17 protein-coding genes and 1 tRNA gene are annotated in these 22,408 nt (G+C 43.2%); 15 read left to right on the top strand and 3 right to left on the bottom strand.

Features of this window, described 5'->3' with window-relative positions; translation table 11 throughout:
- The first annotated feature begins 350 nt into the window (after positions 1-350).
- The 6 genes from astE to Q0779_RS10225 all read left to right on the top strand — a co-directional run bounded on the left by astE (position 351) and on the right by Q0779_RS10225 (position 7,042).
- Positions 351-1,421 (top strand): succinylglutamate desuccinylase, encoded by a 1,071-nt coding sequence (gene astE, locus Q0779_RS10250; protein WP_298772267.1) that lies wholly within the window; start codon positions 351-353, stop codon positions 1,419-1,421.
- A gap of 177 nt (positions 1,422-1,598) precedes the next feature.
- Positions 1,599-2,777 (top strand): thiamine pyrophosphate-dependent dehydrogenase E1 component subunit alpha, encoded by a 1,179-nt coding sequence (locus tag Q0779_RS10245; protein ID WP_298772265.1) that lies wholly within the window; start codon positions 1,599-1,601, stop codon positions 2,775-2,777.
- Between the two features lie 2 nt (positions 2,778-2,779).
- Entirely contained in the window at positions 2,780-3,757 is a 978-nt protein-coding gene (locus Q0779_RS10240) for an alpha-ketoacid dehydrogenase subunit beta (protein ID WP_298772264.1), read from the top strand.
- Between the two features lie 9 nt (positions 3,758-3,766).
- A complete protein-coding gene (locus Q0779_RS10235; protein WP_298772261.1) occupies positions 3,767-5,407 on the top strand; it encodes a dihydrolipoyllysine-residue acetyltransferase in 1,641 nt (546 codons plus the stop codon).
- Between the two features lie 220 nt (positions 5,408-5,627).
- A complete protein-coding gene (gene nadA, locus Q0779_RS10230; protein WP_298772260.1) occupies positions 5,628-6,755 on the top strand; it encodes a quinolinate synthase NadA in 1,128 nt (375 codons plus the stop codon).
- 197 nt (positions 6,756-6,952) lie between these two features.
- Positions 6,953-7,042, top strand: a tRNA-Ser gene (locus Q0779_RS10225).
- Between the two features lie 338 nt (positions 7,043-7,380).
- Here Q0779_RS10225 and Q0779_RS10220 read toward each other — a convergent pair.
- Positions 7,381-8,349 (bottom strand): transposase, encoded by a 969-nt coding sequence (locus Q0779_RS10220; RefSeq protein WP_298772259.1) that lies wholly within the window; start codon positions 8,347-8,349, stop codon positions 7,381-7,383.
- Between the two features lie 665 nt (positions 8,350-9,014).
- Here Q0779_RS10220 and Q0779_RS10215 point away from each other — a divergent pair.
- From Q0779_RS10215 to Q0779_RS10180, 8 genes are all read left to right on the top strand, one after another.
- Positions 9,015-9,191 (top strand): hypothetical protein, encoded by a 177-nt coding sequence (locus tag Q0779_RS10215; protein ID WP_298772257.1) that lies wholly within the window; start codon positions 9,015-9,017, stop codon positions 9,189-9,191.
- Positions 9,192-10,037 carry a GIY-YIG nuclease family protein gene (locus tag Q0779_RS10210; protein WP_298772255.1) on the top strand — a complete coding sequence of 282 codons (846 nt, stop codon included), beginning with the start codon at positions 9,192-9,194 and terminating at the stop codon, positions 10,035-10,037. It abuts the gene before it with no gap.
- Positions 10,038-10,168: 131 nt separating this feature from the next.
- Positions 10,169-13,345: a type I restriction endonuclease gene (locus Q0779_RS10205; RefSeq protein WP_298772253.1), complete on the top strand. Its 3,177-nt coding sequence runs from the start codon at positions 10,169-10,171 to the stop codon at positions 13,343-13,345.
- Between the two features lie 6 nt (positions 13,346-13,351).
- Positions 13,352-14,983 carry a class I SAM-dependent DNA methyltransferase gene (locus tag Q0779_RS10200; protein ID WP_298772251.1) on the top strand — a complete coding sequence of 544 codons (1,632 nt, stop codon included), beginning with the start codon at positions 13,352-13,354 and terminating at the stop codon, positions 14,981-14,983.
- Complete coding sequence (locus Q0779_RS10195; protein ID WP_298772249.1) at positions 14,976-16,289, top strand: restriction endonuclease subunit S; 1,314 nt, start codon at positions 14,976-14,978, stop codon at positions 16,287-16,289. The genes Q0779_RS10200 and Q0779_RS10195 overlap by 8 nt, the downstream gene beginning before the upstream one ends.
- A 44-nt stretch (positions 16,290-16,333) precedes the next feature.
- Positions 16,334-16,561: a hypothetical protein gene (locus tag Q0779_RS10190; protein ID WP_298772247.1), complete on the top strand. Its 228-nt coding sequence runs from the start codon at positions 16,334-16,336 to the stop codon at positions 16,559-16,561.
- 34 nt (positions 16,562-16,595) lie between these two features.
- Positions 16,596-16,742 carry a hypothetical protein gene (locus Q0779_RS10185; RefSeq protein WP_298772245.1) on the top strand — a complete coding sequence of 49 codons (147 nt, stop codon included), beginning with the start codon at positions 16,596-16,598 and terminating at the stop codon, positions 16,740-16,742.
- 269 nt (positions 16,743-17,011) lie between these two features.
- A complete protein-coding gene (locus tag Q0779_RS10180; protein WP_298772448.1) occupies positions 17,012-18,901 on the top strand; it encodes a class I SAM-dependent methyltransferase in 1,890 nt (629 codons plus the stop codon).
- 87 nt (positions 18,902-18,988) lie between these two features.
- Here Q0779_RS10180 and Q0779_RS10175 read toward each other — a convergent pair whose 3' ends face one another.
- Positions 18,989-19,225: a hypothetical protein gene (locus Q0779_RS10175; RefSeq protein WP_298772243.1), complete on the bottom strand. Its 237-nt coding sequence runs from the start codon at positions 19,223-19,225 to the stop codon at positions 18,989-18,991.
- A gap of 242 nt (positions 19,226-19,467) precedes the next feature.
- Between Q0779_RS10175 and Q0779_RS10170 the strand changes: the two genes are divergently transcribed.
- Positions 19,468-20,451, top strand: coding sequence for a trypsin-like serine protease (locus Q0779_RS10170; RefSeq protein ID WP_298772241.1), 984 nt, complete (start codon positions 19,468-19,470; stop codon positions 20,449-20,451).
- Between the two features lie 268 nt (positions 20,452-20,719).
- Here the strand turns inward: Q0779_RS10170 and Q0779_RS10165 are convergent.
- Positions 20,720-22,408 (bottom strand): hypothetical protein (locus Q0779_RS10165; RefSeq protein WP_298772239.1); only part of this gene is annotated, 1,689 nt, incomplete at its 5' end.

The following is a 22,408-nucleotide window of genomic DNA, read 5'->3' as shown; positions in this document are numbered from 1 at the left end:
TTAATAATGGCGAATATTTGCCGTTATTTTCAACAGGCATGTATTTTTATTGTTTATTTATCGATCTTTTTTTGTTTTCAATATGGATGATGACTAGAGTATTATACGCTGTAACGATTGATATACAGGTTTGCTAATAGGGATAAACACAGGTAAAGTCAGTGACTTTGTGGAGATAAGATATCATTCAATATGTTAAAAAGTGGGCTGGTGCCTGTTTATTCCTAAGTGAAAGTGCGGCTTTTATTTAGGAATAGATGCGCAGAGTCAGCCGTTCTTTGCACTTTTTATTGAAGATGAATGGCTTGCTATTGCTCCAATTATTTGACCAAAAGTATAAGGAATTTTACGTGTTACATACTTTAATGGGATCCAAAGACTTTTTAGCCTTTACCTTAGCCCAGTCTACTCGCCTTGCATTAACCCCTTTTTCATTTGTGTTAGGCCAACATACTCAAGTTGAAGTGTGGGATACTGGGGTGATTGTTTTTGAGCCGTTTGAGTCCTCAGGGAAAGATATTGTGCTTTCTTGTGCGGTTCATGGCAATGAAACTGCGCCGATTGAGATTTGTAATGCATTGATTACTCGCTTACTAGCAGAAGAGATCCAAGCGAAACAGCGTGTCATGTTTTTGATTGGCAACCCCGAAGCGATTAAGTTAGCGCGACGTTTCGTGGATGAGAACTTAAATCGTTTATTTAACGGCGGCCACGCTAAAGGAGATAGAGTTAACCCTGAGCGAGAACGAGCCAAAAAACTGGAAGAATATGTTGAGCGCTTTTATACCCAGACCTTAAACGGCCAAAGGTTAAGTGGAAAGCTGGGCGATGATCCAGCTCGCTGTCGCATTCACTATGATTTACATACGGCAATTCGTGCCTCGAAACATGAAAAATTTGCTATCTATCCGTACTCGCCCAATAAAAAATACAGTAGCGAGCAGATCATGTTCTTAGCGAAATCAGGGATCGATACGATTCTGTTTCATAATGAGCCAACCACAACCTTTAGTTATTTTTCGGCCCATCACTTTCAAGCCCATGCGTTTACCATCGAGCTAGGGAAAGTCTACCCCTTTGGGCAAAATGATCTGTCGCGTTTTACGCAGTTAAATGCCCGTTTACTGGGGTTAATCACGGCTCAAGAGTTACCCGTTCCGCCGCTGAACATGGCTGAGGTGAATTTATACCGTGTTGCACGTTCGATTAATAAAGGTTTTGAAGACTTTCAATTTTCATTTGATGACAATGTGGAAAACTTTACGGCTTTTTCTCAAGGTGAGGTACTGGCAACAGAGGGGGGACAAGATGTGGTTGTGGAACATGAAATGGAAGCCATCGTATTTCCGAATGCCAAGGTGCCTGTGGGTCAGCGCACATTGTTATGCTTAGTTCCCGCTTCTGCAGACAATATCGAATAATGCAAAAGTGTCTATTGTAAACCATTATATACATAGTAAGAGGGGCTTAGTTATCAATTTTACTGTGATAAGTATTGATACACAGTTTACGTTAACGTAATGTTCTTCTCGCGTATGATAATAGACTGGCATCTTGATGAATCCGGTGAAGCTGCCAGCAAATAACAAGAGCACAATATGAGCAACGCAAAAAACAAGACAGAAACGATCCATCGTGTCAGTTTTCTTGATAAAGACGCTATGTCGATCCCCATTCTTAAAATTCTTCAAGCTGATGGTACGGTTTATGATAAAGCCGTATTGCCGACGATTGATCAAGCATTAGCGAGAAAAGTGCATGACACTTGCGTGTTTACTCGTGTCCTCGATGAGCGAATGCTTGGCGCTCAGCGCCAAGGTCGGATCAGTTTTTACATGACCTGTACCGGTGAAGAGGCGGCTGTGATCGGCAGTGCTGCCGCGTTGGATGATGAAGATGTGATTTTAGCGCAGTATCGCGAGCATGCTGCGCTGCGCTATCGCGGTTTTACCACTGAGCAATTTATGGATCAAATGTTCAGTAATGAACGGGATCTGGGTAAGGGCCGCCAAATGCCCATTCATTATGGCAGCGCCCAGCTGCATTATCAGACAGTCTCTTCGCCACTGGCAACGCAAATACCGCAAGCCTCAGGTGTCGCTTATGGCTTGAAAATGCAAAAGAAGCGTAATGTCGCGATTTGTTATTTTGGTGAAGGCGCCGCATCGGAAGGGGACTTTCATGCAGGCCTCAACATGGCGGCCGTGTTAAACGCGCCAGTGATTTTCTTTTGCCGTAATAATGGTTACGCCATTTCGACACCAACAGAAGAGCAATACAAAGGTAATGGTATTGCCAGTCGAGGCGTGGGTTATGGTATGCATACTATTCGTGTGGATGGTAATGACATGTTAGCGGTCATGGCGGCAACGCAGCAAGCCAGAGCCTATGCGATTAAGCATAATGCGCCAGTGCTCATTGAAGCCATGACGTATCGATTAGGGGCGCATTCCTCATCGGACGATCCTTCAGGTTATCGCTCTAAAGAAGAAGAGGCTAAATGGCAACAACACGATCCTGTGCAGCGGTTCAAGCTATGGCTTATTAATAAAGGTTGGCTTAATAGTGATGAAGACACGCAGTTATATGAAAAGTACCGCCAAGAAGTGTTGAGCGAGTTGAAGTTGGCTGAAAAGCGTCCTCAAATGCCATTGGATGCCATTATTGAAGATGTGTTTGATACGCCGACGCCATTGCTGAAAAAGCAGCTTGCGCATTTGAAACAACACGTTAAGCAATACCCTAAAGCCTACCCAAAAAGTGCGAAGGAGCAATAATAATGGCGAAAATGAACATGTTACAAGCCATTAATTCAGCACTGATGGCTGAAATGGAAACCGATCCTAGAATGTTGGTATTCGGTGAAGATGTGGGGCATTTTGGTGGGGTGTTTAGAGCGACATCAGGATTACAAGAAAAATTTGGTAAAGAAAGGTGCTTCAATACGCCGTTAACCGAGCAAGGTATTGCCGGTTTTGCCAATGGATTAGCATCAAACGGTATGACGGCCGTGGCCGAAATTCAATTTGCTGATTATATTTTCCCCGCCTTTGATCAAATCGTTAATGAAACCGCGAAGTTTCGCTATCGCAGTGGTTCGCAATTTAATGTCGGTGGATTAACCTTTAGAACCCCTTATGGGGGCGGTATTGCGGGTGGGCATTACCATTCACAGTCTCCAGAAGCGTACTTTACACAAACAGCCGGATTAAAAGTGGTGATCCCTCGGGATCCTTATCAGGCTAAAGGACTCTTATTAGCCTCTATTCGTGATAATAATCCAGTGATCTTCTTTGAGCCAAAACGCTTATACCGCGCCTCTGTCGGTGAGGTGCCCAGTGATGATTATGAGATTGAAATCGGTAAAGCCGATGTCATGCAAACGGGCAGTGATATCACCTTATTGGCTTGGGGGGCGCAAATAGAGATTTTACAAAATGCAGCAGAGTTAGCCGCAAAAGAAGGGGTGTCATGTGAGATCATTGATTTACGCACCTTATCGCCTTGGGATGTAGAGACAGTGGCGACGTCCGTGAAGAAAACGGGTCGATTGCTCATTAACCATGAGGCGCCACTCACTGGCGGTTTTGCGGGGGAAATAGCTGCCACCATTCAAGAAGAATGTTTTTTGCATTTAGAATCCCCCATTGCCCGTGTGTGTGGCTTAGATACGCCTTATCCGCTTAATCATGAAAAAGAATATATGCCGGATGCGTTAAAGACCTTTGAGGCCATTATGGCGTCAGTGAAGTTTTAGGAGCTTGCAATGATTAAAGAATTTATTCTGCCGGATATTGGTGAAGGCGTGGTTGAATGTGAGCTGGTTGAGTGGTTGGTAAAAGAAGGGGACAGTGTGATTGAAGATCAACCTGTTGCCGATGTCATGACAGATAAAGCCTTAGTGCAAATTCCGGCGCCTCATGCCGGGATCATTAAACAGTTGCATTATGCTAAAGGGGAGATTGCCAAAGTACATGCCCCTCTGTATTCGGTTGAGATGAATGATGGCGAAGCAAGCCCGAAAGTGAATGTGGCTGAACAAGTCTCTCTCGCCAGTGAGGCTAACGAGTCTGTAACACCTGATCAGGCGCCCCTCGTTTCTAAAATAGCTGAACCGGTAAAAGCACCGCATTCTGCGGGTGTAGTTTGGCAAATTGAAGAGTTTTTATTGCCGGATATTGGCGAAGGCATCGTGGAATGTGAGCTGGTGGAATGGCTGGTGGAAGAAGGCGATACTGTGGTTGAAGATCAAGCTGTTGCCGATGTCATGACCGATAAAGCCTTAGTGCAAATTCCAGCCATCAAAAGTGGCCGAATTGCTAAATTGCATTACCGTAAAGGGCAATTGGCAAAAGTCCATGCGCCATTATTTTCCATCGAAGTGGCGAGTGAGGTGATGGACTCGAGTCAAACGCAGACGCAGACTGCTCAATCAAGTCCAGTATTGAGCCAAACGCAAACCGCGACCGACACTCATACCGTCCAACAGGGCAAAGCTTTAGCCAGTCCTGCGGTGAGACGCATGGCGCGAAGTTTAAATATTGATATTGCAACGGTACCTGGCAGTGGCAAAAATGGCCGCGTGTACAAAGAAGATATTAGTCGTCATCAAGCGGGAGAGCAGGCATCAACAGTTTCGCCTTCGGTGCTACCTGTTGCAGTACAACAGTCTAGGTCAACGATTGCTAATGACATTGTGGCCCAAAATCGGGTCGAGCCAATTCGCGGTGTACGAGCGGTAATGGCAAAAATGATGACAGAGTCGGTTTCGACCATTCCGCATTTTACCTATTGTGATGAGTTTGATCTCACTGAATTAGTGGCGCTGCGTGAAAGCATGAAAAAGCAACATTCAACGGATGAGGTCAAACTCACCATGATGCCCTTTTTCATGAAGGCCTTGTCGTTAGCCTTAAAAGAATACCCAGATTTAAACAGCCAAGTAAACAGTGATTGTACAGAGCAAACCTTTTTTGCTCGCCACAATATCGGTATGGCGGTGGACTCAAAGGTGGGGCTACTGGTGCCTAATGTGAAAGATGTCCAGAATAAGTCTATTCTCGCCATTGCGGCTGACATCAGTCGTTTAACCACTGCTGCGCGAAGTGGGCGAGTCAGTCCTGATGATTTGAAACAAGGAACGATTTCCATTTCAAATATTGGTGCCTTAGGTGGCACGATTGCGACACCGATTATCAATAAACCAGAAGTGGCGATTGTGGCATTAGGGAAGTTACAACACTTGCCGCGTTTTAATGCTCAAGGTGAGGTCGAAGCGAGAAAAATCATGCAAGTGAGTTGGTCTGGCGATCACCGAGTGATCGACGGAGGCACCATTGCCCGTTTCTGTAATCTATGGAAGCACTATTTAGAGCAACCACAAGAAATGCTACTGGCGATGCAATAAGGCTTGATGCCTTTTGATTGACAGCTTGTTAAACCTAAAGTGCCGTATTCAAGTGAAACTCGCACCTTCATTTTACTTGAGTATGTACGGCACTTTGGGTTCATCCTTAAGATCCCTGTTTTATTTTGTGCGTTGCTTTCGCTTCTTGCCTAAAAAGAGTATAAAATAAAATAAGTATTCCGTATAATCCCGCTAATTTGTTAAGTATGTTGGATCCTTCATGAGCCAGTTATCCCCAATTGTTGAACCTATTCAGTATCCATTTCCGCCTAAACCTTTGCCTTTGACGGATATTGAAAGGGCCGCAGCTAAAGCGAGAATTAGAGCCCTGCTAATTGAAAAAGAAGCGGTTTTGGTTGCCCATTATTACACCGATCCTGAAATTCAAGCTCTCGCCGAAGAGACGGGGGGCTGTGTGTCTGACTCCCTTGAAATGGCGCGCTTTGGTCGCGATCATTCGGCTAAGACCTTAATCGTGGCGGGCGTGAAATTTATGGGGGAAACGGCAAAAATATTGAGCCCTGAAAAGACCATTCTCATGCCGACTTTAGAGGCCACTTGCTCGTTAGATTTAGGCTGCCCCATCGATACCTTTAGCGCATTTTGTGATGAACACCCAGATCATACTGTGGTGGTGTATGCTAATACCTCAGCGGCAGTAAAAGCCCGTGCCGATTGGGTGGTCACCTCCAGTATTGCACTTGAAATCGTTGAGCATTTAGACAGTGAAGGTAAGAAAATTATTTGGGGACCGGATCGCCATTTAGGCAGCTATATCGCCAAGGAAACCGGCGCCGATATGTTAATGTGGCAAGGGGAGTGTATTGTTCATGATGAATTTAAGGCCAATGCCTTACGTGAGCTGAAAATTCAATACCCTAATGCGGCCATATTGGTGCATCCAGAGTCACCTGCCAGCGTGGTGGCGCTTGCCGATGCAGTGGGCTCTACCAGTCAGCTCATTAAAGCGGCGCAGACCATGGATAATGACACTTTCATTGTTGCTACCGATAAAGGTATTTTTTATAAAATGCAGCAAGCCGCGCCGGGTAAAAACCTCATTGAGGCGCCAACCGGGGGGAACGGTGCCACTTGCCGAAGCTGTGCTCATTGCCCTTGGATGGCCATGAATGGTCTGGTTGCCATCGAAAATGCCCTTATTGATGCCCCTGAGCCTAAAGAAGCCCCAGAAGAGGCCGAGAGAGAAGAGCCGCTCGCTATTGAGCCGCAAGTGTCCCCCCATGAAATCTTTGTGGATGAAAGTTTGCGCCTTGACGCATTAAAGCCCCTTGATCGCATGCTGGACTTTGCCCAAACGCTGAATATGAAAGTCAAAGGCAACGCCTAAAGAAGAGATTAGCGTGATTATTTCGGCTTTTATGGTCAATAATCCACTTATTTGATTAGCAAATATGCAACCGTTTGAAAACCGTATTTTTTAGCTTGACCCACGTCATGCTTTTGCGTAAAGTACGGCTCCGTTAACAGGGGAAAGCATGACAAGTAAAGGTCATATCTGCTGACTGTGACAAGTGTACAAAATCTGGTGAGGTGTCTGAGTGGCTGAAGGAGCACGCCTGGAAAGTGTGTGATGGGTTAAACCATCCGAGGGTTCGAATCCCTCCCTCACCGCCAAATTGAGAAAAAGCGACCTAAGGGTCGCTTTTTTGCTTTCTGATGAAAGTAAAGACATCTTATCCTTAATCAATAAGAAAATAGAAATAACAAAGCCAGTCATTATTAATCAATAATATACCTAGTTTTCGGGCCCATGTTTATCTAATGAATACATCTATGTGTTAGCGTTTGCCGTTTTATTACTGAGAACGAGAAAAAAGCGATGCCACTTCAATAAAAGGGAGACTGTAGGTGATATAAAGGGAGATTTTCTGATTTTGAGATATAGCCGCATGACTCTGTTAATGAACGGAGTTTAGCAATGTTAGAGGATAAAATAGTGAGTCTATTTGAACTCAGAATAACCGGCAGGAATTTGAAAAGTGCCGTCGCCGTTTATTCAAATGCTCGCTGTAAGTTGTTAGCGCTTCTAGTGTGCCTATCGGTCCATGAAATAAACGTCCAAATTCATCGACTATTTTTATCCAATTTTCTTCGAGGATATTGAGTCGATTTAAAATAGGCATCGCAGACTGTGCGATTGCGCCTTGCTTATTATTAAGAATCAGGCGGCCTGTCTCATCAACCAGTTCAAGGTAACTTTTTAATTCAAAAGTAATACCTTTGGATTGATTTTTTCTCTCATTACCAAGAAAAGGTAACAGGTGTTCAGGTTGTTTGCCTACTAATGCCGCTTTAATACGTAGTTTAAGGCTTGTATGTTCGGAATTCTCGGGAGTGCTTGCTATCTTAGCGCGAATAGGGTTGAGTTCAACATAAGCCATACAAGCCAGCAAGGCTGCTTCATCCAGTAAGGCTTGGCTTTTAAAGCGGCCTTCCCAAAAATGCCCTGTGCAATCATCTTCTCTATTTGCTTGTCGTGCTATAGGTTCATTCAAACATCGCATAAACCAGCTTATATCACTTAATCGTGAGCGATAGGTTGCGATTTGATGTTTTAATTGGGTTACTTGATGCGCTTCAATCACTTCACCTTTCACAAATTGTTGAGTGATAGTCGTGCCATTAAATAGTCGATGCCATTGTTTAATGACTTCTCTATCAGACCAAGCATTCGCTTGATTGACATCAATAAAAAGTACCACATGTAAATGATTGGTCATTACGGAAAATGCCGCGACATCAATGGCGAAAATATCAGTTAATTTAAGTAATTGAGACTCTATCCAGCCACGGCGATGATCGTAATTTTTGCCTGTATGATTATCATTTCCACATAAATAGGCTTTCCGTACAACACGACTACAGCAATGGTAGTAAGGCGTGTCTTCAAGGCTGATTAAGCTTCTTCTTGGACGTGGCATCAGAAAACTCCTTTTATTGCCCGTCAATCAATATTAGTAAGAAAGTATAGTGAGTGCCATTAATGAAGGGTGTCCATGTGTTTTTTGTTTGAGTGTTCCTTTTTATGAATATCGCAACAACATTCCCTGTTTAAGTGCCAGTTCGATGTCCCTATCTCTCGCTCAAAACGATTACTGTTGTAATCTTCAACAACATTCCCTGTTTAAGTGCCAGTTCGATGTTCCTATCTCTCGCTCAAAACGGTCATTTTGATTATGGCAGTAATCTTCAGCAACATTCCCTGTTTAAGTGCCAGTTCGATGTCCCTATCTCTCGCTCAAAACGATTACTGTTGTAATCTTCGCCCTACATTCAATTTTTTTAAGTTTAGAGAATAGAACAGGTGTAGTAGAGAGTGATGGAAATGAGTAAGGGAGAAGGTGAGAATGCGTTAATGGGACTGCTTGTTATATTAGTATGTCATAGTAGCTCGTTATATTAGTACGTCATATTAGTGGTTAATAATTAACAGGTATTGACTAAAAAAAAGCGATTAATGTCCTTGAGGTTTGTGGTATTATTTGCCGCTTGAGTGCGGCCGTTCTCTTTGGTGGGAGCTTTAGCGAAACCATGAACCAAACCATGCTTGAGTGGGCAAGTGAATAACAATCTAAAAAGGACTGTGATGATCCCCCTCTTTTTAGAAAAAAGCAGCAAGGGTTTATGCCGTCTTTATTGCAACTGGCTAAGAGAAAAACCGAGCAAGATGCAGCAACGCCTTACTGGAAAAAAGAATAAAAGTGGACGGCAAACGACGCGAGAAAAATGCCGCGTGAAAGTTGATGAAATGGAAGTGGTATAAATGGATAAAAGACCTCGCACTATTCAGATTTTTCTACCCAGCGGCGATCCGTCGGGTATTCGCATTGCAGAGCAAACCACCTCCATTATTCGATTGATAGAGGTGCCACGCAGTGAAATGGCCGAATTTGTTAATATGCCTGAGTCCAAGCAAGTGGGGTTGTACTTCCTTGTGTCTGGTGACAACAAAGAGGAGTGCTACATAGGTCAATCTGGTGATGTGGGATCGCGGTTAATGCAACACCATAAAGGTGAGAGTAAAGACTGGGAACGAGCCTTAGTCTTAGTCTCGCTCACCAATAACCTAACCCAAACCCATGTGCTGTATTTGGAATCCTTGTCCATTGAAAAAGCGAAAGCGTGTCAGCGTTATGAGCTACTCAATGGCAATGGTGGGCAAAAGCCTCACACGCCTATCCCGCTCAAAGCCGATTGCGATGAAATCCACGACATTGGCAGCCTGCTGCTGGCGACCTTAGGGTATCCGATTTTCGAATCGCTCACTGAAGTGAGCAATATTAAGCGTGAGCCCACTTTTTTCTGTCGTCGTTCAGGTGTGAAAGCTGAAGGGGTATACACCAACGAAGGTATGGTGATAGTGAAAGGGTCTTCTGCACCAATGGAAACCAAGCGTAAAACTGACCCTCGATTCTACGACAAGCGTGACGAGCTACTGGCGAAGAAGGTGATAGTCGAAAATAATGGCCGTTTTGTCTTTGAGCGCGATTATCTGTTTAAAACCCCCAGTGGGGCGTCGTGCTTGCTACTGCTGGGTTCATCAAATGGCTGGGTTGATTGGAAAACGGATAAGGGGATCACCCTGCATGATCACCAAGGAAGAGGCTAGCGTCAGCAACAGAACGGGCAAGTGCGGTTAACTAACTGAAGGTCAAGTGATAAGCTTTGCCAGCCGGAACAAACAAGTGCTGCACCTTAAGCAAATCGATGAAGACTTTTTTGAGAATTAATAGGGACGCTATGATCAAACAAAATGAAGATACACGGGTAAAGATACCAACCATACTGCACCTTACCCGCTTAGGGTATAAGTATCTATCTTTAAAGCAGGCCATCTGGTGCACTGATACCAACATTTTCCCTGACATCTTCAAAGAGTCAATTGAGCGTATTAACCCTAGTATGGATCGTGAGGATGTTGAACGTTGCTTAGATGACTTAAAGTTAAGCCTAGACAATGAAGATTTAGGCCGTGCTTTTTACGAAAAACTGACGAGTCGTTCCGGCATAAAACTCATCGATTTTGATGATTTCTCAAAAAATAGCCTACACGTAGTAACAGAGCTTACATACAAGAACGGCGATGAAGAGTTTCGTCCAGACATCACTCTGCTCATTAACGGTATGCCTTTAGTTTTTATTGAGGTTAAAAAACCAAACAATAAAGACGGTGTGATTGCGGAGCGAAATCGAATCAACACTCGTTTTCAAAATCAAAAGTTTAGACGTTTCGTTAACATGACTCAGCTCATGCTTTTTTCTAATAACATGGAATACGATGATGGTAGCTCGGAGCCTATTCAAGGGGCGTTCTATGCGAGTTCGTCTTATACAAAGCCTATCTTCAACTACTTCCGAGAAGAGGACGTTCTTAATCTTACTAAGCTACTTAAGCCTTTAGCCGATGAAACAGAAAACGTTGTTTTAAAAGACAACAACTACACTGTTATTAAACATAGTCCAGAGTTCATCACCAATAAAGACCATGACGCACCAACCAATAGAATATGCACGTCATTATTAAACCCGGATCGTTTTGCGTTCATGCTGAGATATTCTCTAGCGTATGTTAAAGAAGCAGATGGTCTACAAAAACACGTGATGCGCTATCCGCAGCTGTTTGCGACCAAAGCGATTGAAAATAAGCTAAGTGAAGGCATTAAGAAAGGCATTATTTGGCATACCCAGGGAAGTGGAAAAACTGCTCTGGCTTATTACAACGTAAGGCACTTAACCGACTACTATCAAAAACAGCACATCATCCCTAAGTTTTATTTTATTGTTGACAGGATTGATCTACTTATTCAGGCGCAGCGTGAATTTACGAGTCGTGGGTTAATGGTTCATACCGTTAACTCTAGAGAAGCTTTTGCTCAGAGTATCAAGGCAACTAAGGTGATCCATAATGACTCGGGTAAGGCGGAGATCACCGTTGTTAATATTCAAAAGTTCGAGGATGACCCAAATGTTGTGCGAACAGTAGATTATGACGTTAATATTCAACGTGTTTACTTTTTAGATGAAGTGCACCGTAGCTACAACCCTAAAGGGAGTTTCTTAGCCAACCTCACCCAGTCAGATCCCAATGCAATTAAGATAGGCTTAACAGGTACTCCGTTACTGCTGGCGGAAAAAGACAAAGATCCGACGAAAGAATCTAAAGCATTTAGCTCAAAACAGATCTTTGGTGACTACATCCACAAGTATTACTACAATGCGTCAATTGCAGATGGCTATACCTTACGCTTAATTCGCGAAGAGATAGCAAGCAATTATGTATTAGAGATGCGGCAAGTTCTAAAGGAGATTGAACTACAGCAGGGGAGCATAAGTAAGAAGCAAGTTTATGCGCATCCAAAGTTTGTCGAACCTATGCTCACTTACATAGTGCAAGACTTTGAAAAGAGTCGCGCAACTTGGAGTGACGATAGTATCGGTGGAATGGTTATTTGCGATAGTACCGAGCAGGCAAAGGAGTTGTTTCAACAGTTTAACGCGCTATACGCCACAACTCCCATACTACCCGCGAAATCAACTCTGCAATTAGCAAGTGGCAGTGAGTTAGCTATACAGGAACCTAAAGCACACTATAACGAACAGCTAAAGCGAGAGAGTCAAGTGAAATCTGCCGCACTAATACTGCATGATTTTGGTGGTAAAGATGAACGTAAAGAATGGGTAGAGCAATATAAAGCAGGCGAAATAGACATTTTATTTGTCGAAAGGATGCTACTTACAGGCTTTGATGCAAAACGATTAAAAAAACTGTATTTAGGTCGAGTTATTAAAAAGCACAACTTACTTCAAGCGTTAACGCGAGTAAATCGAACTTACAGAGATTTTCGCTATGGTTACGTAGTCGATTTTGCTGATATCAGCGCTGAATTTGACGCGACCAACAAAGCCTATTTTGATGAATTAAAGGGCGAACTTGGTGATGAAATGGACAGCTATTCAAATTTATTCAAAAGTCATGAAGAAGTGCATGAAGAGATAGAGCACATAAAAGATGTGTTATTTCAATTTGATACTGAGAATGCAGAACTATTCCAGCAGCAGATTAGCCAGATCTCAGATCGCAAACAGATATTAGTCTTAAAGAAAGCATTAGAAAGTGCCAAAGATCTGTATAATCTCATCCGCTTGCAAGGGGATACTGAGCAGCTTCAAGAGCTAGATTTCGCTAAGCTTAACGTCTTGTACAGATATACCAATGATCACTTGGGAAGCTTGAACTTAAAAGAGCAAATAGAGAACAGCACTGATACCACTAACTTACTAAACGCGGCGTTAGAAGATGTCGTATTTATGTTTACTAAGGTCGGTGAAAGTGAGCTCAAGTTAGCAGACGAACTCAAGAACACATTACGCAAAACCCGTGAGGCGCTGGCTGGTAACATAGACCAAGCTGATCCGAAATTTATTGCATTAAAAGAAGAGTTAGAACGCCTATTCAAAACCAAGAATTTAAGCGAAGTCAGCCAAGAAGAGATGGACAAAAACATTGGTGCACTGCGGAAAATTCATGAGCGAGTAAAAGTGCTCAATCTAGAAAATAGCCGCCTCAAGTCTAAGTTCTTAGGTGATGAAAAGTACGCGAGAACTCATAAGCGCCTTCTAGAAGGGAAACGTGGGGAAGGCCAGCATAGCAAGCTGTTTGAGAGTGCAGAAAACCTTGTCGAACGCCGTGTTTTTGAGGCATTAGCTGCGATAAAACAGCTAACCGACGATCAGGTGTTGAACAATCAGCAGCTGCTCAATAACGAGAGCTACTTTGAACGTACAGTGATGCCTAACACCATCAAACAGTTCAAAATGGAACAAAAAATCAACTTAACTCCCGTAGCCGCAAAACATATCAATACGTTGGTGGTACGTGAGTATTTAAACGAATTTAACGGCCGAGCGCCGTGGTAGGACAAAATGGTAGAACAAGATTTCCAAAGTAAAACCAAACAACTGATTGATGATTTAAAATCAACCTGTGCCCGTAATGGTCTAGGTAATGACGCGAGTGAGTTTAAGATCATTACTCAGGTATTCTTGTATAAGCTATTGAACGATAAGTTCACTTATGAAACGAAACAGATTGAACCCAAGCTAGCAAGCAGCGACAACTGGGAACAAGCGTTTATCGCACTAAGCGATGATGAGCGAGAAATGCTGGCGATGCAGTTGCCAGCTGATGCAGCAGAGCTAAAACAAGAGCACTTCATCTCAACCTTATTTGCGAAACAAAATGAAGCCGACTTCGCTAAGTTGTTCGATGACACACTACGTGATATTTCTATGCTCAACAGTGATACCTTCTCAGTAATGACCGATTCTGGCGAGAAGGTAGCACTGTTCGAATCGATCAGTGAGTACGTGACCGTTAGCAAGCGCGATGACTTCTGTCGCGCAATCATTAATAGTATTGCTGAGTTTAGCTTTGAGCGTATTTTTACCCAAAAGTACGACTTCTATGCCGTGATCTTTGAATACCTAATCAAAGACTACAACAGTAATTCAGGCGGCAAGTATGCCGAGTACTATACTCCTCATGCCGTGGCTCGCATTATGGCTAATATTCTTGTGCCAGAAGAGCAGCAAGGAAAAATCAGTAACGTAAGTTGTTATGACCCATCAGCCGGTTCAGGTACGTTGTTGATGAACGTTGCCCATGCCATTGGTGAAAGTCGCTGTTCTATCTTTACGCAGGATATTTCGAAGAAGTCATCGAACCTTTTACGATTGAACTTAATCTTAAATAACCTTGTGCATTCAATTCCTAATGTGATTGAAGGTGACACGATGCGTCATCCCCATCACAAAGATGGCGCAGCTTTAAAGCAGTTTGATTACATCGTATCAAACCCGCCGTTTAAGCTTGATTTTAGTGAGATCCATGAAGAGCTAGAAGGGAAAGAACACCAAAACCGTTTCTTTGCTGGTGTGCCAAAAGTTAAGCCTAAAGATAAAGATAAGATGGAAATCTATTTATTGTTTTTACAGCACATTATTTTTTCATTAAAGGCTAAAGGAAAAGCGGCTGTTGTGGTACCTACTGGTTTTATAACTGCTCAAGCTGGTATAGACAAAAAAATCCGTCAACATTTAATCGATAATAAAATGCTGGCAGGAGTGGTTTCAATGCCATCCAATATTTTTGCAACTACGGGTACCAACGTTTCGATATTATTTATTGATGCTTGTAATGAAAACGATGTTGTTTTGGTTGATGCTTCGAATTTAGGCAAAAAAGTCAAAGAGGGTAAGAACCAAAAAACGGTACTCAGCCCAGAAGAAGAACAATGCATTATTGATACGTTCAATAACAAAGAGGTTATTGATGGGTTATCTGTTGTTGTTAATTATGACGATATAGCATCTAAAAAATACTCATTAAGTCCAGGTCAATACTTTGAAGTCAAGATTGAATATGTGGATATGACGCCTGAAAATTTTGAAGAAAAGATGCAAGGCTTTACAAGCCAACTTAGTGAACTTTTTACACAATCACGCAGAATAGAGGGTGAACTTTCTGAGCAATTGGCAGGAGTTAAGTATGAGTAACAGGGGGGAAACAACCTTAAAGGGTAAAATTAAGATCAAGCATGGTTTTGCTTTTAAGAGTGAGTTTTTCACAAGTGAAGAAACTCCTTATATTGTGCTAACTCCTGGTAATTTTTATGAACAAGGTGGCTTTAAGAGGCAGCGCGGAAAAGAAAAATACTATTCAGGAGAAATTCCTGATGGTTATTTGCACAAAAAAGGTGACTTGATAGTCGCGATGACGGAACAAGCGGCTGGTTTACTTGGTAGTTGCGCAAGAATTCCAGAGTCTGATACCTATTTGCATAATCAGCGGTTAGGTCTAATTACAACAGACTCTAAAAAGATATTAAGTGGTTATGTTTATCATCTATTTAAAACTGACTATGTTCGAAAACAGATTCAACTTACATCTTCAGGCTCTAAAGTTAAACATACTTCTCCCGATCGTATATATGATGTAAAGGTTCCACTGCCTGATGTTACAGAGCAAGAAAAAATAGTAGGGTTGCTAGACCTAATTGAAGGAAAAATTGCTCTAAATACTCGCATCAATTCAGAACTGGAAGCAATGACCAAAACCTTATACGACTATTGGTTTGTGCAGTTCGATTTTCCGGATGTGAATGGTAAACCTTATAAAGCCTCTGGTGGCAAGATGGCTTTTAATAAGTCTCTAAAGCGAGAGATTCCAGATGGATGGGATGTGAATTCTATATCCGACTGGATCAAAGCCGACAAAACAGGTGATTGGGGTAAAGAAACCTCACAAGGTAATTATACTCTTCAAGTTGATTGTATCCGAGGTGCTGATATCAATGGGCTAAATGGCTTAGGGAAAATCGCAGCACCAAACCGATTTATCCTTAAAAAGAATGCACATAAATTGCTTTTACCGTTTGATTTCATCATTGAAATTTCAGGTGGTAGTCCAACTCAGTCTACTGGACGTTTATCAGGAATAACAAAAGAAGTACTCGAACGCTTTGATCATGCTGTTATTTGTTCTAACTTCTGTAAGGCGATCTCACTGAAGAATAACTCATATTTCTATAATTTTTCTTACATGTGGCAATGGATTTACGATCATGAAATTTTATTTGGCTGGGAAGGTAAAACTAGCGGGATTAAAAATCTATTGTTTGATTCATTTGTGACAAAGTACAGCGTTGCTATGCCACCAGAAGATTTAGCACAAAAATTTTACGACTTTGTTGGCCCATTACAGAGTAAAAAACAGACCCTACTGAAAGAGAACTCTGAATTGGAGGCTTTACGCAACTGGCTCCTACCGATGCTAATGAACGGACAAGTTACGGTAAAATGATGAACATTGCGTATCGGCTCCTGCTCACGGTTACGGCAACGTCCTTGTTGTTGATAATCTTTGTGGTGCAGAAGGGCTACACGTTAGGTTACTTTTTTGCCAAGTGCGCCTACTTAGCCACCTTGCCGAACGCAGTTTCATACATTCTTTATCTTTTAGTGCCAATAGCGTTAAGTGGGCTGAGTATTTACCTCAGCCGATACCTTGGTAAAGATGAATTCAAAGCAGGTCAGGTCGTTGAGGTTGATCATGGTAATCCCGACTTTGATTAGAACTCTTTATTTAGAACGGTAAGGACACAATATTATGGTGACGTTTGATAGATTGATGCAGCCGTTATTAAGGGCGCGGGTTAAGCTGGGTGGCTCAGGGAGTATCGATGAGATTTATGAACAAGTGCTCGAGCTTGAGCAAGCCCAAAAACACCCAGCATTAATGGCATTTTCTATATGATCAGTAAGCGATCAGTTAACTGATAAGCTCAAAGAGCTTAATCTTGGCATGCAGGTTGAAAAAGTGATTGAAATTAAACGATTAGACAGTAAATTCTGGGATATTTTGATTTATTGACGATTGCTGAGGCGAAATTAAAGATCAGAGATTTATTTCAATATAGCTTAACGGCTTTGTACGATAAGTATTGATCGTCATTTGAAATTGGCTATTTTGATAACCCGAGTCACTCATAAGCATATTAAAAGGACATTTCTTTGCCAACAGCCTTGCCTACTACGTTTTACAATAATAATGCGGTGCAATTATTTGATCAGTATTTATCGGCCTCTAGCGAGGAAGTGCATGGGGCTTGGTTGCATCATGTGCAGCCGCTGTTTGATGCTGACTCTGCATTCGATAACAAAGCGCCGCGTATTCTCGATATTGGTGCGGGGGCAGGGCGGGATGCCAAGTTTTTTGCTGAAAAGTTTGCCGAAAGATGTGCACCGGAGTTTGTCGAGGGTGTTGAGGAAAAAGGGGCTAAAGAAGGTGTTGAAAAATGCATGGAAAATGAGTGCCAAGTCTTTGCTGTGGAGCCTGCGGGTGTGCTGGCAAAAATGGGGCAAGCCCATACTCATGACTTAAACGTTAAATGGATCGAAGATTCTTTACCTGCGCTGGAGCAGGTGAGCCGATACGGGGTGAGCTTTGATTTAATTCTACTCAGCGCAGTGTGGATGCATGTGCCGCCATCATCAAGGGGGCGTGCGATACGCAAGCTGGCAAATTTGTTAAAGCCCGGCGGCAAGTTAGTGATCACCTTGCGTTTTGGCCAAGGTGAGGCGGATCTGCGTCAACAAACACAGCGCAAAATGCATCAAGTCTGTATCGATGAACTGCAAAATCTAGCTCAAGCCGTGGGCTTAGTGGTGGTGGATAAAATCCTTAATCAAGCAGACAGCCTTGGTCGCTCTGAGGTGCAGTGGCAAACCTTGGTATTGAAGCTACCCGATGATGGGGTTGGTGGGCTGCCTATCTTAAGGCACATTATCGTCAACGATAATAAATCCTCCACTTATAAACTGGCCTTGTTACGGGTGTTATTGCGTATTGCCGATGGTCATCCTGGCGCTGTGCTGCGCCACGAAGAAGATAAGGTTATTCTGCCCTTAGGGTTAGTGTCACTCTATTGGTGCCGCCAGTTTAAGCCGCTGTTAGATGGCAAATATGAGGGCAAACATGATGGCGCGAATGAGGGGATGACGATCAGGCAAAATAGCGATCCCAATAAAGGCTTGGGTTTTGTGAAAGCCAATGGTTGGCAGCAACTCACCTCTAGAATGGCGGATGATTATCAGGTGGGGCATGTGTTTTTAGGCGATGAGGCCAAAGCCTTGTATCGTACCTTGTCGGTGGCGGCGCAAACCATACGGGATATGCCTTGCAAGTATATTCGTGTGCCCAATAGCACTGAGCAGTTATTTCATGTGAATTATCAAAAAGTCATCGCCAAACAGAGCTTGTTTTTAGATCAAATGAGCCTGTCGGCTTGGGGGGAATTTGTGGTGCCCGAGCCTATTTGGTTAAGCCTTTCTCGTTTAGCCTGCTGGGTGGAACCTGTGCTGATCAATGAATGGGTGAATGTGATGCAAGGTTATCGAGGCAATGAAACCTTCAATCGTCTCACTTTATTGGATGCCCTTAATTGGGGTGAGGTGAAGCGCACAACGGCTGAGGTGCGCAGCCGAGTCGATGCACTCAAGCAGAAGCAGCATTCGTTAGAGTGTGTTTGGAGTGAGGTGGCGCTGAGTGATGAGTACGAGATCGATCATTGTATGCCTTTTGCCCGCTGGCCAAATAACGACTTGTGGAATCTATTGCCCGCCAGCTGTAAAGCCAATAATCAAAAACGGGATAAATTGCCCAGTCGCCATCGCTTGCAAGCATCAGAAAAGCGTATTCATGATTGGTGGCAGCAAGCTTGGCTTAGCCCTGAACGTCATCAAGATGGCTATCAGTTAGCAAGATGTAACACGCAATCGCAACGCTTCTTTGCCCAAGCGAATCTAGCCTTGCCGGGGCTCCCTGCCACCAATACCAACGTCGATGATGTGTTTGAGGCCATGTTGCTGCAACGTGTGCGCCTCAAAGAAATGCAGCAGTTACGGGAATGGTGATTAAAGACTATTATAAACACCCATCATCACCTCTTAGCTTGGCGAGATCACTTGATCTCGCCGTCATGAATAAAAAAGAAAAATCAATCACTCATCAAAAAAATTGGGGTAGGATAATAAAGACAATTTGAAATTATTCTTGCTGAGTTTGGCAACATGCCATTGCTCACCATTAATATTTAACGCTTTGCCAACTGCGATAATAAACTGGGCCAGTTCTGGCTGTAGCGAATCAAAAGCCACTTTATGAATATAGTGGGCCTCGGGGAGTTTTTTACCGAGTGGCATCTTTTTTACTAGCTGTTTAAATGTATTCGCATCCATTGAATGTCCTTATTCATTCAAAGCCTAAACGTAATTTAGTTGTGTCACCTTAAGCTGTTTTTGATTTAATGAAAAGTCATTTTCATTTGTTGGTTTGATAAGTACAAGGTTAAATAAGGCATTTTTTAGCTCAATGGCGATGAAGCAGAGATTCGATTATGATTAACCATTAATAAGCAGTAAGTCTCACTTTAATTTTTACTTTCACTCACTTTTACTTGGGCATGGAGCGCCAATTGACTATGAACCGGATCCTCATTGTATTCTTGCTGAGCATGTTAATGCTCCCTTTATCACAAGCCAGTATGTTTAATGAATTTGTGGTTAGTGATGAAAAGGCCACCTTTATTGATGGCAAAGATCATGTTGTATCTCCCGATGTCGATAATAATACGTTAGATCATTTCTATGTTTTAAATGAGCGTGCCGCGGCGATGAGTGCGATGGCCGTGACCGCGGACGGCACTCAATATCAAGCTCAAATCTCACCGAAAGCGTTGGCTTTATTTGAACAGGCTATTGCAGTGTTTGACAGTCAGGAATTAAGTCATTCGCTTTTTTATCATGAGCATCAAGGCCCTTTATTAGCACCTAAAAATCCCATTAATCAAATACCTTATGTTGTCATTGGTGATGATAATCGCATACAGATCATGGATACATTAATACGGCCACATGTGTATAACGGCCGTATTGACACAGGGTGTACGGGGACCTTGATTGATACTAAGCATGTCCTTACCGCAGGGCACTGTGTGTCTGATGGAGAAGGACATTGGTACAGTGCCTTGGATTTTACTGTGGCGCAAAATGGCGAGGTTAAACCTTGGGGCACAACAAAATGGCAGAAGGTTTTGACGACGACGGCATGGCATACATCGGGAGATTATCATTTTGACTTTGCTATGATTGTATTAGAAGAAGCCCCTCATCATGGTCATGCTGGCTGGGGAATATATCGCGAGGGGATACACAGTGTGGCAGGTTACCCTGCCGATAAACTTTGGCGCACTATGTGGACAGATTCGGGAGAAATCGTCTCATCGACTTATCGTTTGTGTTATACCTTGGATACTGCAGCGGGGCAAAGTGGCAGTGGGATTAAAGATGAAGCAGGCTATGTCCGCGGAGTTCATACGACGGGCTCAAGCAGTCAAAATTGTGGTACCCGTTTAACCAGTACCGTGTTTACTTTGCTTCAAAGCTGGATTGCCGCGAACCCTTAGATTGGTATTAGAGGGGAATGACCGCCGCTATTTTGGCCATCGCTCCCTTGTATTGCTTAAGCCACATGCAGGAAAGCGTGTTCGCCTCAAAGAAATGCAGCTGCTACGGGAATGGTGATCTTGGTTGAATTCCAGTATGTTTCGAGTGTAATAAAGCGCATGACAAAGTGATGGTAGGCATGAAAATTAGGCATAAAAAATGCCAGTCATCTTAACTGACTGGCATGATTTTTTAAGGTTGTTTTGCTGTGTTTAATCCTCGTGGGCTTTATTCGACGGTGACGGCAGCGGGTACGGCCCACATGTTATAGGTTGGCCAAAATGCTGTAATATCTGCGCTACCGGTTTTTTCATTGGTGTGAACTTCTCCTGCCTCTTTTCCTTGTCCGTTACTCACACTGACAACACCATGGGGGTTTTCAAAAGCTGTTCCCCAGGACACCTGATTGCTAACATCTGTCTCACCACCATTGACATAGGTGGCAATGGCATACAATTTCTTATGTGATTTAGTAGACATCGAGACGTTACTATTACCATTACTGTCGACAACTTTAAAAGAGGCGAAAACTTCTTCAATGACGTCAATGGATGTCGTTGCTGTTAAGGGGTCAATGTTAGGATCAAAGTAAGTGACCGTGATATTACTGGTACCGACAGAGTTGCCAAAAGCCTCGCCTTTAATGTCATACTGATTGCTGATAATGGCATGTTCATTTTCGTCTGTCGGAATTTGATTCTCACTTTTCCAATGAGTATTGAGGTGATTTGTTACATTTTTTTGGGTTGTGCCATCTGTGTAATAGACTATGGCTTCAAATTGAACTGTTGTGTAAAGGTATAAATCAGAGTCTAGTGGAGTAATCGAAATAGATGAAGGCGTCGCCTTGGTGACGGTTAGTAGGGCCTCAGCATCAATGGAGTAAATACTTGTTAATGGTAATGTTGCAATAATAGCCGTGGACCCCTCAGTCAATCCAAAAGTGATAGCGGTGCCTGGGCGATTTGGGTCCATTATAGCATGATCAGTATTTGAACTTTTCCAATGCGTGAGTTCTGTTACATCATACGTATTACCATCAACAGTGAGTTGAGCTTCAAAGTAAGCTTCTGTCCCTGATGGCGTACTTTGTATTGCTGGAATAATTTCCAAATAATGAGTTGATGACTCCTTTATTTCTAAATCAGCAAAGCCATATAACGGACTGGTGGTGCCAGGGAAATATGTTGCCTCTATAACGGCATTGCCTGATGCCAGACCATAAGTATGAGCAGTACCATCTTGAGTCATGACGGCTTTTGTTGGATCTGAGCTTTGCCATTCCACTTGGTCGGTAACATCATGCGCCCTGCTATCGGAGTCAAACATAGTTGCTGTATAACTGACTGATAGACCTTGTATCGTTTCTGTGTACAAGGGGGTGATCACTAATGATTCAGGGATAGCGTCGGTGATAAGTAACGTGGCATCATCAGTGAGTGGGGTAATGGTTCCTTGGTTGTAAGTGGCGCGAATGGTCGCTTCGCCTTCCAGTAAGTCATGGGTGTGTGCCATGCCATCTTGTGTCATGACGGCGCGAGCGGGATTGAGGCTGACCCAGTGCACTTGCTCGGTAACATCGTGCGCCCTGTTATCGGAGTCATACATGGTGGCGGTATATTGCACAGCGACGCCTTGTGGCGTTTCCCAATATTGAGGCGTGACCACTAATGATTCAGGGATGGCGTCGGTGATAAGTAACGTGGCATCATCAGTGAGTGGAGTAATGGTTCCTTGGTTGTAAGTGGCGCGAATGGTCGCTTCGCCTTCCAGTAAGTCATGGGTGTGTGCCATGCCATCTTGTGTCATGACGGCGCGAGCGGGATTGAGGCTGACCCAGTGCACTTGCTCGGTAACATCGTGCGCCCTGTTATCGGAGTCATACATGGTGGCGGTGTATTGTACAGCGACGCCTTG

This window comes from uncultured Shewanella sp. (genome assembly GCF_947491715.1).
GTDB lineage: Bacteria > Pseudomonadota > Gammaproteobacteria > Enterobacterales > Shewanellaceae > Shewanella.
Note: the sequence above shows the minus strand (reverse complement) of the source record. Positions and strands in the feature narration are given on the sequence as shown.

Bases quoted from the DNA above. Each gene is read 5' to 3' on its own strand.
- Q0779_RS10245 (WP_298772265.1), top strand. From the start codon at position 1,599: ATGAGCAACGCAAAAAACAAGACAGAAACGATCCATCGTGTCAGTTTT.
- Q0779_RS10240 (WP_298772264.1), top strand. From the start codon at position 2,780: ATGGCGAAAATGAACATGTTACAAGCCATTAATTCAGCACTGATGGCT.
- Q0779_RS10235 (WP_298772261.1), top strand. From the start codon at position 3,767: ATGATTAAAGAATTTATTCTGCCGGATATTGGTGAAGGCGTGGTTGAA.
- nadA (WP_298772260.1), top strand. From the start codon at position 5,628: ATGAGCCAGTTATCCCCAATTGTTGAACCTATTCAGTATCCATTTCCG.
- Q0779_RS10220 (WP_298772259.1), bottom strand. From the start codon at position 8,349: ATGCCACGTCCAAGAAGAAGCTTAATCAGCCTTGAAGACACGCCTTAC.
- Q0779_RS10215 (WP_298772257.1), top strand. From the start codon at position 9,015: ATGATCCCCCTCTTTTTAGAAAAAAGCAGCAAGGGTTTATGCCGTCTT.
- Q0779_RS10210 (WP_298772255.1), top strand. From the start codon at position 9,192: ATGGATAAAAGACCTCGCACTATTCAGATTTTTCTACCCAGCGGCGAT.
- Q0779_RS10205 (WP_298772253.1), top strand. From the start codon at position 10,169: ATGATCAAACAAAATGAAGATACACGGGTAAAGATACCAACCATACTG.
- Q0779_RS10200 (WP_298772251.1), top strand. From the start codon at position 13,352: ATGGTAGAACAAGATTTCCAAAGTAAAACCAAACAACTGATTGATGAT.
- Q0779_RS10195 (WP_298772249.1), top strand. From the start codon at position 14,976: ATGAGTAACAGGGGGGAAACAACCTTAAAGGGTAAAATTAAGATCAAG.
- Q0779_RS10185 (WP_298772245.1), top strand. From the start codon at position 16,596: ATGGTGACGTTTGATAGATTGATGCAGCCGTTATTAAGGGCGCGGGTT.
- Q0779_RS10175 (WP_298772243.1), bottom strand. From the start codon at position 19,225: ATGGATGCGAATACATTTAAACAGCTAGTAAAAAAGATGCCACTCGGT.
- Q0779_RS10170 (WP_298772241.1), top strand. From the start codon at position 19,468: ATGAACCGGATCCTCATTGTATTCTTGCTGAGCATGTTAATGCTCCCT.